Origin of the sequence: Mucilaginibacter sp. P19, from assembly GCF_050632265.1 — a bacterium.
GTDB classification, from domain to species: Bacteria; Bacteroidota; Bacteroidia; order Sphingobacteriales; family Sphingobacteriaceae; genus Mucilaginibacter; species Mucilaginibacter gossypii.
Genome location: NZ_CP192586.1, coordinates 2102184 through 2115488, shown reverse-complemented (window position 1 = coordinate 2115488; position 13305 = coordinate 2102184). Strand labels below are relative to the sequence as shown.

Here is a 13305-nt window from a genome sequence, read left to right as displayed (position 1 = left end):
TCGATTACGAATATTTTAATCATTTTCCGGTGTAATTTCAACCAGGGGCAAAACACCTAATTTACAAGCCTTTGATTACCCTTGTCATCAAAAACGGTAACGCTTAATATTTTGTCATTAAGCTGTATAAACCTTGCCGACTGCGACAAAAAAGATGAGCCAAAATAAAATTCCTGCCTTGAGGTATTGCCGTTCTTGTATTTAATCAGTGCATAAACATCATTGGCCTTGACTGGGATAGTTTTTGTTTTATTTTCTGATCTGAAAACTTTTAAAACATCTTTATGCTGACTGGCGGCCAATATTACCTGCCCATTTTTATCGCGGAACTTAACCAGGGCCTTACCATCCCCCGGAATATAAATACCGCTTTGCATAATACTTAATGGCTTAAAGTTGCCTTTGCCGTCACCTTTCAGCATTAAACCGTTAAGCGCGTCATAACGCCCGATAGTAGCATCACTGCCATAATCGTTGCCATTAATAACTACGTCGAGGTTTCCATCCCCGTCAAAATCGCCGGTTTCCATACCGTTTAATACCGATACCTGGGCTTCAACAGGCAGCGGGATAGCTGTAAATTTACCATTGCCATCATTCCTTAAAAAACATGATTGTAAGGTATTAGCTTTCAGCCTCAACGCCCCGCTCCTCTGTTCGGGTGAAAGCACCTCGTCCATAGTTGCCAAAGCGTACGAGCGATAATTGGTAAACTTTTTTCTCATGCTGATCATTTGCTTCAGCATATCATCGCGACCGTACATTGGGTACTCCTTTTTGTCCCCGTTTTGATCGGGCTGAAAAATAGAAGGAATCGCGCTGTAGATGCCACTCTTATCAAATTCTTTAGCTGTAATGTAAACAGGATACTGGTCACTGGCTTTGATGAGGCTATTCTCGCCCAAATTCCCGACAATATAATCCGTGCGGCCGGTATGCCTGAAATCTCCGGCCACCAATGAGTTCCACCACCCCAGCTTATTGCCCAGGCCGGATTGAACTGTGGTATTAACAAACTTACCATGTTCATTTTTAAGGAATGTTACCGGCATCCACTCGCCGGCCATGACCAGGTCGGGCCAGCCGTCGTTATCATAATCGGTAAACAGGGCATCGCAAATCATGCCTATGTTTTTCAAAGCCGGGGCTACCTGTGCTGTAACATCCGTAAATTTTGCGTGCCCATTTTCACTATCGTTCCGCAAAATAAAACTCGAAACCGGGTTGGGGTATTTCCATGGCTCAACTCTTCCTGATACAAACAGGTCGGGCTTACCATCTTTATTATAATCACAAGCCCGTACGCAAAGTTTGCTGGTGAGGTTTGAAGGCAAAGCATCCGTTGTAAGCGTAAAATTGCCTTTGCCATCATTGATATAAAGCCTGTCCTGGTATTCAGGGCCATTTGCTGCAAATTCGTAACCTCCACTGGCTGCATATAAATCGAGCTTGCCATCACCATTAGCATCAAAAAGCAACAAACCTTCATCTTGAAAATTATGGAGAGGATTAATATCGCCTGCTAACAGGTTACGGCGGTTAAATTTGCCATCGGGCATCTGGAAAAAAACCTGCGCCTGATCGTAAGCGGTGCCCCCAATGATCAAATCATCAAAACCATTGCCGTCGATATCGCCCACGGCTAAAGCCGGATTATACTCAGAAAGTTTATGCGGCAGTAGTTTCTGGATATTAAAATCAAGAAAACCGCTTCCCTTGTTGGTATAATGGATCCCTATGGAATCTGTTATTTCTTTAAATAAAGCATTCGCGGCTATTTGCGGCTGAACCAGGGAATAAGGGTCATTAGCGTTTTTTATATCAACCTTTATTAACTGATCTGCTTTTAGCTTTGTCAGCTTTTCTCTTTTGCCATTCGGCCATTTGATCAAGACCGAATCTATTGTGTTAATTTTACCCAGACCGAAATGCGCCATACTTTGTACCGATGAAATATATCCCCGGTAGGGATCATTTTCATATACCTGTGTCTTATCCTTATCGTAAAATATCTCGGCCGTAGCACCTAAACCATTAATATTTTGCTTATCACCTTTAAAGCTAATTTGCAGGTAGTGGGTTTTATCAAGCTTATTTTTATCATCACGCGATGTATTGCGGTAAACAAATGCTTCGTCATTGATATTATTAACAACCATATCCATGGCGCCATCGTTATCCAAATCGACATATACAGCCCCGTTTGAAAAAGTAGGCAGGCTTAAGCCCCAATCCTTACTCACATCGGTAAAGGTGAGGTTGCCGTTATTCGCAAAAGCATAGTTATGCAGCTTAATTTCGGGGATTTGATCCAAAACTTTTTGCTTGGAAGTAACGGCATAGGCCTGCTCGCGGTAAGTCATAAAGTCGTGGTCAGACACATCCTTAGGGAAGCCGTTGGTTACGATCATGTCCCGATAGCCGTCATTATTAAAATCGGTGATCAGCGGTGTCCAGCTCCAGTCGGTTTGGGCAATGCCACTTAAAAAGCCTATTTCGCTAAAAGCAGGGGCGCCCATAGCACCATTCTGCCCTAAACGCGGCCCCTGGTTTAATTGCAGGGTATTGCGTACATACTGGTACTGGGTACCATAAATATCAAAGTTTTGATAAGTTTGGTAACTATTGGGACCGAGGATCATCTTTTTGCGATAGTTGTCCTCCGGATCCATGTCCAGTTCAACAACATCCGGCAAGCCATCGTTATTGATATCGATAACATCCTGCCCCATAGCGTTGTAGGATGTGTGTTTAAAATATTCTTTGGTACGATTGGTAAAGGTACCATCATGGTTGTTGATGTAAAGGACGTTGTTTGATATAAAATCATCCGATACGTAAATGTCTTTCCACCCGTCGTTGTTAAAATCGACCGTTGTGGCTGCATGGCCATAACCATCCAGGTTAATACCTGCCTGTGCGGATACATCATGAAACACGCCATGATGTAATTTTCCATCCCAATCGTTACGGTACAACCTGCCCCGGCTATGATTTGCCGTATAATTTGAATTACCGAATAAATTAGGATTGTAACTTGCCGTGGCGCTGTTTACTGTAAGGTACATATCCAAGTCGCCATCGTTGTCATAGTCAAAAAAGCTTGCCATGGTTGATTGTGCGCCAGCTTCCAGACCATATTCTGAAGCCTCATCTTTAAAATGAGGAATACCATCGTTGCCTTTCCCCTGGTTAACGTATAGTATATTCCGCCTTTTCAGCGAGTCTTTGGCAATGGTATTGCAAATGTAAAGGTCCGGTAAACCATCATTGTTGATATCAACTACCGCAACACCTCTTCCCCATCGGCCCGCGCCATTTACACCCGCGGCATCGGTAATATCATCAAACTTAAAATCACCTTTATTAAGATATAGCTTGCTTGCCACCATATTACCTGTAAAGTATAAATCGGGCAGACCATCGCCATTAAAATCGCCAACCCCTACGCCGCCGCCATTGTAAATATTCACCAGGTCTAACGGGTTTATCGAATCGTTTTCGATGATCTCATTTTTAAAATGAATGCCCGAATGAGATGATGAAACCTGCTGAAAAAGTGAAGTTTTTTTACAGGAGAATAAGGCAGACGAGACATAGTATAGCGATGGGTAAAATTTTCTTCATCAATTAGGAGATCGGTTTATTCTTTAAAGATAATAATTAACACAAAAAGGCTTTCTCCCCGCGGGAGAAGCCTTTTCTGTTAAATGATAACAATATACTAATTACCGTATGCCGGATTTTGAGTTAAATTAGGGTTTAGCCCACGCTCAAGCTGCGGAATAGGATAAAGATCACGGCCAACAGGAAGTGATGTATTATACAAGCCATGAAGCTTTAAACCATTGTCTGCATCAAGCTTTGCATCTGCAGTGTTGGGGTTAGCAATCATGTTGGTATTGTTGTCAACTGTACCGTAAGCTTTTTTAATGAATTCGGCAGCTACACCAGCCCTGCGCAGGTTATAAAACACAGAATATTCACCCGAAAGTTCATGCCTGTACTCGCTGTAAACCATTTGCAGTGGGTCTGTGATTGGGCTTGAAGCCGAACCGTCATAATTTGCACCATCCTGCATTACAGCCGGCGCAGTGCCGCCCCACGCACGGTCTCTTACCTTTTTAATCGTGGCCAGGCCACCTGCTGCGTCACCTGTACGGATCTGGCACTCGGCTTTATCAAGCAATACTTCGGCATAACGTAACAGTATTTGATTTTGAGCGCCAAAAATTGTTGAATTGCCGGAGTTAGCATCAAGGTTGGGGTCGCGCCACATTTTAGCACAGTAGAAACCGGTACGTAAACCATCACCGTCAGAACCATACCATGGATTGGCATGTGTACCACAGGTATTGATGATCTTACCGTCATCCCCAGTGTATTTAGCTTTTACCTTAGGATCGGAGCTCGCAAAACCTGCTACTACTAAAGGATAAACTTTAATGCCGCCCCGACCTATAATTCCCGGACTAATGTTCTCATCGCCGGGGCCAATCACTGTTGCCAGTTTACGTTTGTCACCAGCCTGGTATGAATAATATAATCCCGGATTGGCATAATCATAACCGAAGTTTGAAACCTCCTCCGGCCAGCTAAAATCCGAAATCCAGGCTACTTCATTACCTGCACCCCAACTTTGGGTACCTGCTACTGTGAACTGCACCTCAAATATCGACTCAGCATTATTTTGATGGTTGTATTCATTTACATCTATAAAATTAGGCATCAGTGAAAAATGCCCATCCAACTGGTTAAAGTTTGCCAATGCACCGGCGTAATCTTTATTCCACATTTGCGCGGCACCTTCATAAGCTAAAGCAGCACCTTTTGTTGCCCTTCCAAGTTCAGAAGCCGGCAAATCTTCCCTCCATGGTAATAAAGTTGCAGCCTGCTTGGTGTCGGCAATTACCTGTGCAAATACTTGTTCTTGTGTACTTCTTGCGGTTAAACCATCAGTTACTGATTTAAGCTCCAGTGGCACACCGCCAAAACTACCCGCCAGATAGTAATAGGTCATTCCGCGTAAAAAGTAGGCTTCACCAAGCAATCGGTTAGCTAAACTTTCGTCAAGAATCCCTTTGGCTTTCATTTCGGGAATGATTTCAATTGCAGAGTTAGCCCGTGATATACCCACATAAGCACGTTGCCAAAAAGTCCTGATCGGGCCAAAATCTGTAGTTATTGCGTAGTAATTATAAAAGCGGTCATTTCCCCAGTTAAAAAAATCATGGGTTTGAAAGTTAGCATAATACCAGATCGACTTTTTTAGCAGGTCGGCATTTTGATAGGTATCATAAATTGAGTTTACAAGCGCTATACCGTCAGCTGCTTTATTAAAATAAGCATCTTTAGCGAGCTGTGTATAGCTTGTTTGGTCAAGAAAATTCTTTTTACAGCTCAATGGAACCATAAGTGTGGCACCGAGAGCAATTAGTGTGATATATTTTTTATTGATTTTCATTTCTTTACTGTTTTATCGCTGCCCAATTAGAAAGTTACATTTAAACCAAGTGTATAAAACTTAGATGAAGGGTAATTACCCGCATCAATACCAGATGCCGTTGCACTTCCATTAGCTGTGCCAATTTCAGGATCCAGTCCTTTATACCCGGTTATAGTAAACAAATTCTGGGTGGAAAAGTAAATTCTCACTTTTGATAGGGTCAACTTTTTGGTGACGTCAGACGGTAATGTATAACCCAGGGTAAGGTTCCTTAAACGGAGATAGCTACCATCTTCAACATACACACTTGATGGTACGTTATTTGCGCTGGTATCATCATTATATGTAAGCCTTGCGTAACGATTTGATGGATTACTCGGGGTCCAGTGATTAACATAATAATCGTAACCTACGTTTTCAACACCAACAAAGCCGGGGGCCTGAAAGCTTTCAAGGGTCCTTTGCTGATAATTCAGGATCTTATTTCCGTAAGAGCCATAGAAATATGCGTTAAGATCAAATGCCTTATAAGCAAAATCGAGGTTTAAACCACCATAAAATTTAGGGATCGGACTACCGAGGCTTGTCCTGTCTGAAGGGGTAACCTGTCCGTCACCGTTGTTGTCGGCATAATAACGATCCCCTGGTTGGGTAACGCTTTTCCAGTAATATGGGTTACTTGGAAATTTAGCTGCAGCGGCCGTATTTAAAGCGTTGATTTGTGCCTGCGACTGGAATATACCTAATGATTTATAACCAAAAAACTCACCTACAGCCTGCCCGATATTGGTTTCGCTGAATTGCCCCCAGCCATTACCGTTAAGACCAGTAACCGTGGTAAGGTTATCAATAAAGGTTAGGCTTTTATTAAGGCTAACTAATTTATTTTTAACCGTAGTAAAAGTCAAGCCCACACCATACCTGAAATCATTTACCGTGTGGTTGTAGTTTACGGCAAACTCAAAACCTTTGTTATTAATTTCACCAACATTTTGTGCCAGGTTTTGGCTAAAGCCAGTTTGTGACGATACAGGAAGGTTTAACAAAAAGTCTTTCGATCTCCTGTTATAATAATCAACTGTAAAAGTAAGCGCGCCATTCAGGAAGGCAGCATCCATACCAATGTCAGTTTGGTAATCAGTCTCCCATCTGAGGTCGGGGTTGGCAGGTTGTGTTGGTGCCAAGCCGGGTTGATAAACCTCTCCTGACGAACCATTTTTACCAAATGGGTAACCCACGTTTGTGCCGGTAGTAGCTGCACCACCTGATGAATATAAGGCATTATATTGAAATAATGGAATAGAGCCCTGATTACCAACTTCGCCATACCCTCCTCTGAACTTCAGATCAGACAGCCATGCAACGTTTTTCAGGAATGATTCTTCTTTAGCTTTCCAGGCTACGGAACCCGAAGGGAATACACCATATTGATGCCCGTTAGCAAATTTCGACGAACCATCGCGCCTAACGGTACCTGTTACAATATATTTGTCATTGTATTTATAGATTAACCGTCCAAATTGTGAAGCAAAAGTTGTTGTATATTGGCTGCCTGTAACAACAAGATCGTTAACCTGCGCCAGATCCCGAAGGGCATTATTGATCAATTTATCTCCGGTACCTGTCATATACCGGTAGGTATTTGATTGTGCTGAAACACCACCAACAAAGTTAATAGCGTGCTTTCCGAAGGTTTTATCATACGATATGGTATTTTCCCATAACCACTCAAAAGTGTTATTAGCGCTTTGCGAATAAACAGAATTTTGGTTAGCTCCGCTTAAACCATATTGCTCCTGCCAGCGAAGGTCTTCCGGTTGAAAGAAGTAACCCGAATAGTCACTTACGTTTAGGCCCGCATTGGTTTTGATCTTAAGTCCGTCTATAATAGTAGCCTCTAATGAGCTACTTGCCAAAAGGTAATTATTTAGGTTTTTATAATCGTTTTTTTCAATAGCATATAATGGATTGTTCCAGCTTTTTGTGTAAATATTGATCGGGTTATAAAAACCATAGTTCCTATTTTTGTCTTTTATCTGGTTGGTTAACTTATTACCACCATCGAGCGTAGGGATAAGCTCTGTTAATTGCTGCAATGATCCTGAACCAAATGGATTATTTTGATCCTGCCTTGAATACTTAGCACTGGTAGATGATTTAAGCCATTTACTTACGGTATAATCAATATTCATACCCAGGTTTAACCGCTTAAAATATGAACCTAAAACAATCCCCTTTTGGTCATAATAACCAGCTGAAAAGGCAGATTGAATTTTTTCGTTGCCTCCGCGTATACCAAGGTTGTAGCTCTGTTTTGCCCCCTGGCGATAAATTGCATCCTGCCAGTCGACACTGGTTAATGCCGAAGGATTTGCCCATTCAGGCAATTCTGTAAAATTACCCTCAGATGCGTGATCTTCATTGGCCAGGGTTGCCCATTGCTGCGCGTTAAGAACTTTATACTTTTTGGGTTTTGATTGCAATGAACCATAGGCATCTAACGATACCTGCACCCCACCATCCTTCCGACCTTTTTTTGTAGTAATGATAACAACGCCGTTTGCTGCCCTAACACCATAAATAGCTGTTGCCGAAGCATCTTTCAACACATCAATATTAGCTATATCGTTAGGATTAACGTTATTTAAGCCTCCGCTGATCGGGTAACCATCAACCACATATAGAGGCTCATTACCATTTGTAGCCAAACTACCTACCCCCTGATCAATACACTCACACTACTACCGGGTGCGCCATCATTGTTAGTAACCTGTACACCCGCTGCCCTGCCTTGCAAAGCCTGGTCAACGCTGGTCACAGGCACTTTACCTACCTGATCGGCGTTGATTGAACTAATAGCCCCCGTTAAATCTTTACGCTTAGTAGTACCATAACCCACAACAACTACCTCGGTCAGTGTTTTATTATCGGGCACTAACGATACGTTAATAACCGATCTGCCGTTTATGGCAACTTCCTGGTTTAAGAAGCCAACAAAGCTAAAAACAAGTGTTTCATTGTTACCGGCGGTTATTGAGTAGGTACCATCGGCCTTTGAACCCGCAGCCTGCGTGCTCCCTTTTATCTTAACGGTAACACCCGGCAAAGGTAGTCCGTTGTCCGAACCGGTGATCTTACCGGTAATCAATTTACTTTGGGCTTGCCCCGACAGGCTTATCAACACAAATGATAAACTTGTACAGATTAAGGCCACAACTTTTTTGATACGTAGTTTTCCTCTCATACGTTTTACTTTAATTTGTTAAAATTGGTTTAAAGCACATGATCACTTCTTAACAGTTGTCGCCAAAGAGATTATATGCTAAGTAAAAGTAGCCAGAGGTAACAATCGATTATAATACGATATGAGTGGTTTTTTGTATTATTTTAACATAACCCAAAAATATAAATTTAAAATTTCAAATAACTAATTATCAATTAGTTAAAGATTAAAAACAAAACCGAAAGTCAATATATTATCGCCATCGTGATAAAATAATACATATCAATGTTAAAATTAAATCACCGAATAAATGTTATTTTAACAATAAAATTGATTTTGATTTTAAAACATTAACCTAACGTTGTGCAGGTTGTATAAACAAAAATGCCTACCAGTTAACACCGGAAGGCATTGATCATTTTTAACTTTTTAAATCCCCTATTTTAGCTTCACAAAATAAATCCTGTTCCTGTCAACCGAATTGGTAGCCGGTAAAATTTTTGCAGCAAAACCGTTTTTACCATTATCAATAACACCGAAGTCATCATCGTTAGATATGGCAAGGATATTACCCGGTAGTAAAGTCAAACCTTCGGCTTTATCATGAGGGTAAACAGTTGGCAAATCTTTTAGCAAATCAAGCACCTGGGTTTTGGTAACCGGGGTAATACCAGCGGCCTGTAAACCGGCTAAATCATTAAGCTCTTCAACAGTTTTTGTGTTATATAATTTGCCGTTGGCGCCGTTTGCGGGGTCGGAGATATCGGTAGCATTGCTGATATCTATTTTAAATACTTTTTTGAACTTAGCGGCATCGGTAGGCGCACCTCCGAACTTACCATCGCGTTCAATAGTTAAGAATGTAGTGGCATTAACGGCGGTTATGTCACTAACGCCTGTTAATGAAGTATTATCCATAAGGTAAGCATACTGTTTTGTATTGCCCGTTGCAATATCAAAGGTAAGGATGCGCAATACAGTTGAATTAGCAACCTTTGCTTTAGATGGGTTATACATTGGCGATTGCATCATGCCAACCAGTGTTTTGCCATCGGGTGTGATGGCTAACCCTTCCATACCGCGGTTAGCCCTGCGGGTAGCAAATACAGCAGGAATTTTACGGCCGCCGGTGCCTGATCCGTAAGGGTTAATGCGTTCGATGGTTTTGCCGCTGGCATCAAAGTGTACTATATGCGGACCGTATTCGTCACTTACCCAAAAAGTACCGTCGGATGCCAGAACCAAACCTTCCGAATCAATACCATCAGCACTTGGAGATAACTGATTTCCGCTCAGATCAAATGGAATTTCGCCCGAAGCTCCCATTCCGGCGGGGTTTGGTAAACCATTTAATTTCACGCCGTTGGCATTTTTTAACTCTATGGTTTGTTCCAGCACCAGTTTATCATCTTTTAACCTGAATTTACCTATCTGCGGATCAAAATCCGGTTTACCGATGATGATGGAATTGGCTGTCTGCCCGGCCACGTTTGAGCCGCGGTCGGTAAGCAGGTAAAATACATCTTTGTGGTTTGGATCTGCTGCCACTGCGGATCCAAAGCCGCCGTTATAAACCTTTACGCCGTCGGCAGTGGTGAAAAGGATAGCCGGGTTTTGCGCCTCGGCCATATCAGGATAGCTGAAAGGATTTATCTTATTATCATTATGGCAGGAAGAAAGGATCGCCGCGGATAACGCGATGACGCTAAGTAATTGTTTTTTCATTTGATAAGTGATCGATTAGTTTTACAAAGGAATCGGCCATATATAAATCTATTGTTAATTCTATAACAATAATTTAACCTACAAGCACAAACTCTATTAAATCTGAACATATAAACAACTCAACATTTTGCAATATTTATGTTACTTACCAATATCATTTAAGATAAAACGTATTACCTCATCCGCTTTTTCATATTTTTAACCTTATGAAACATATTTACCATTATACCTGCAACAACCTTTGGAACAAGGCAAGGCCTTTTGTTTTGGGCATGCTGCTTTGCAGCGGCATAGCTTCGGCACAATCAACTAACCCGGTTATCAACAGCATCATGACCGAAGAAACCACCAATTCGCAACTGGAAAAACTGGCGCATGAGCTGTTTGATGGTATCGGCCCCCGTTTGGTTGGTACGCCGCAAATGAAACAGGCAAACGACTGGGCAGTTGCTAAATACAAAAGCTGGGACATCCAGGCTAAAAACGAAAAATGGGGCGAATGGCGCGGCTGGGAACGCGGGATCTCGCATATTGATATGGTATCGCCAAGGGCAAAATCATTAGAAGGCACGCAACTGGCCTGGAGCCCGGGCATGGACAAAAAGACCACTACTGCCGAGGTAATTATCCTACCGGATGTGGCCGATTCGGTAGCCTTTCAACAATGGCTCCCCAATGTAAAGGGTAAATTTGTAATGATCTCCATGCTCCAGCCAACCGGCAGGCCCGATTATAACTGGCAGGAGTTTGCCCTGAAGGAATCATTTGATAAAATGAAAGCCGAACGCACCGCCCAAACCGATGCATGGAAAAAACGCATCAGCAAAACCGGGTTTACCAATAAAACTTTGCCCGTGGCGTTGGAAAATGCTGGCGCAGCAGGTATTCTGACCAATAACTGGTCGGCCGGATTTGGGGTTGATAAGATCTTTGCTGCCTATACCAAAATCGTGCCTACGGTTGATATTGCATTGGAAGATTATGGCATGCTTTACCGCCTGAGTGAATCGGGCAACAAACCGGTGATTAGTATTCATTGCGAATCAAAAGAATTAGGTGTAGTGCCAACCTTTAATACCATTGCCGAAATCAAAGGCACCGAAAAACCCAATGAGTATGTAATGCTGAGCGCGCACTTTGATTCGTGGGATGGCGGTACGGGTGCTACCGATAACGGTACAGGTACTTTGACCATGATGGAAGCTATGCGCCTGCTGAAAAAATTCTATCCACACCCAAAACGTACCATATTAGTAGGCCATTGGGGCAGCGAAGAGGAAGGCCTGAACGGCTCACGCGCTTTTGTTGAGGACCATCCCGAAATTGTTAGTAATCTGCAAGCTTTGTTTAACCAGGATAATGGCACCGGCCGCGTGGTAAACCTTACCGGGCAGGGTTTTGTGGAAGCTAAGGATTATTTAAGCAGATGGCTTGCCGCTGTACCTGATACGATCAAAAACCGGATCAAAACCGTATTTCCTGGTCAGCCAGGCGGTGGCGGGTCTGATTTTGCATCGTTTGTAGCTGTTGGCGCGCCCGGCTTTTCTTTGGGTTCGCTTAACTGGTCGTACGGATCATATACATGGCACACCAACCGCGATACTTATGATAAAGTTGTTTTCGACGATCTGAAAAACAATGCCATTTTAGCTGCAATCATGGCTTACATGGCCAGCGAAGACCCGCAAAAAACCGTTAACACCAAAACCGAAGGCATTAAATGGCCTGCACAGGTTAAAGCAACGCGCCGCGGCGGATTGGATAAGTAGGCTGAAGATGAGATATAATAAAACGGCCTTATTTACATTCCTGTTGCTGCTCTTAAGCTTTAGTTTGCAAGCACAGGAAAACAATAAAACCAAATTTGTGCATCCTGGTATTTTAAATACCAGGGGCAGTTTGGACCTCATCAGCACACAACTAAAGGCCGGTGATACAATGCGTATAGCAGCCTATCAAAAAGTGCTGGATTTTATTAAAGATCATGAGTACCCGGCATCATTCCCATCCACCATCGTTGTAGGTTCAAATGGGGCTACATCACCGTCAAAAACGCAGATCAGAAAAGATTGCGAACTGGTTTACGCTCTCGCACTGGCCTGGGCTGCTACCGGTAACGCTGATTATGCAAAAAAGGCAATTGGTTTACTGAATGGCTGGGCATATGCATTTAAAGACTATGGTCTGCTTGAAGGAAAAACCACCCCCAACCAGCCCGATCTGGAAGCATCATGGACAACACCAAGTTTTGTGGCTGCTGCCGAAATCATCAGATATTATAAGGTGCAGGGTAAATCTGCCGGATGGGCTGTTGCTGATATTGAACAGTTCAGTAAATATCTTATCAATGTAAAAGATAATTACATCAACAAGATCCCCGATTATAAAAACAACTGGGATGCCTCTGCAGGATATGCAAAAATGGCCATCGGTGTGTTTTTAGATCAGGATTCCGTTTATCGTGCCGGGCACGATTTGTTGGTAAAAGAATTGTCAAATATCATTCAACCGGATGGTACCCTACCCGAGCTTTGCGTACGTAAAGACTGCGTGCATTATCAATATTCGTTAACAGCTTACGCATATGCTGCTGCTATTGCCAAAATACAGGGAGATAATAGTTTATGGAAGATCGGCAATAAAAACATCAGTCTTGGATATGATTTTATGCGGAAAGCCTATGAGCAGAAAACCGGCTGCGATTACTGCAACTTAAACAGCCGGATTTTCCCGGGCGTTGAGGTTGCCTATGGTCATTATAATACTGATAACCTAAATTATCTGAGAGGCTTACAGGCGCCGCTTGGCGTGCCTGTTGATAATACGTTTTTAGGATTTACCACCTATACCCATTACAAAGTTAAGGGACTATAAAAACAAGCCAACAAAAACGCCGCCCGAAAAAAGGCGG

The 13305-nt window shown here is 42.6% G+C and carries 7 protein-coding genes; 2 read left to right on the top strand and 5 right to left on the bottom strand.

The window, feature by feature from the left end:
- Window positions 1-56: 56 nt before the first annotated feature.
- The 5 genes from ACQ86K_RS10055 to ACQ86K_RS10035 all read right to left on the bottom strand — a co-directional run bounded on the left by ACQ86K_RS10055 (window position 57) and on the right by ACQ86K_RS10035 (window position 10394).
- Window positions 57-3473, bottom strand: coding sequence for a VCBS repeat-containing protein (locus ACQ86K_RS10055; protein WP_431200283.1), 3417 nt, complete (start codon window positions 3471-3473; stop codon window positions 57-59).
- A 251-nt stretch (window positions 3474-3724) separates the two neighbouring features.
- Window positions 3725-5464, bottom strand: a complete 1740-nt coding sequence (locus ACQ86K_RS10050; RefSeq protein ID WP_091168271.1) for a RagB/SusD family nutrient uptake outer membrane protein — start codon at window positions 5462-5464, stop codon at window positions 3725-3727.
- A gap of 26 nt (window positions 5465-5490) precedes the next feature.
- Window positions 5491-8154 carry a SusC/RagA family TonB-linked outer membrane protein gene (locus ACQ86K_RS10045; protein WP_431200282.1) on the bottom strand — a complete coding sequence of 888 codons (2664 nt, stop codon included), beginning with the start codon at window positions 8152-8154 and terminating at the stop codon, window positions 5491-5493.
- 5 nt (window positions 8155-8159) lie between these two features.
- Entirely contained in the window at window positions 8160-8690 is a 531-nt protein-coding gene (locus ACQ86K_RS10040; RefSeq protein WP_431200281.1) for a carboxypeptidase-like regulatory domain-containing protein, read from the bottom strand.
- A gap of 417 nt (window positions 8691-9107) precedes the next feature.
- Entirely contained in the window at window positions 9108-10394 is a 1287-nt protein-coding gene (locus ACQ86K_RS10035) for an esterase-like activity of phytase family protein (RefSeq protein WP_091168275.1), read from the bottom strand.
- A gap of 206 nt (window positions 10395-10600) precedes the next feature.
- Between ACQ86K_RS10035 and ACQ86K_RS10030 the strand changes: the two genes are divergently transcribed.
- Window positions 10601-12163 carry a M20/M25/M40 family metallo-hydrolase gene (locus ACQ86K_RS10030; protein ID WP_256337423.1) on the top strand — a complete coding sequence of 521 codons (1563 nt, stop codon included), beginning with the start codon at window positions 10601-10603 and terminating at the stop codon, window positions 12161-12163.
- A gap of 7 nt (window positions 12164-12170) precedes the next feature.
- Window positions 12171-13268 (top strand): alginate lyase family protein, encoded by a 1098-nt coding sequence (locus ACQ86K_RS10025; protein ID WP_091168276.1) that lies wholly within the window; start codon window positions 12171-12173, stop codon window positions 13266-13268.
- Window positions 13269-13305 lie beyond the last annotated feature (37 nt).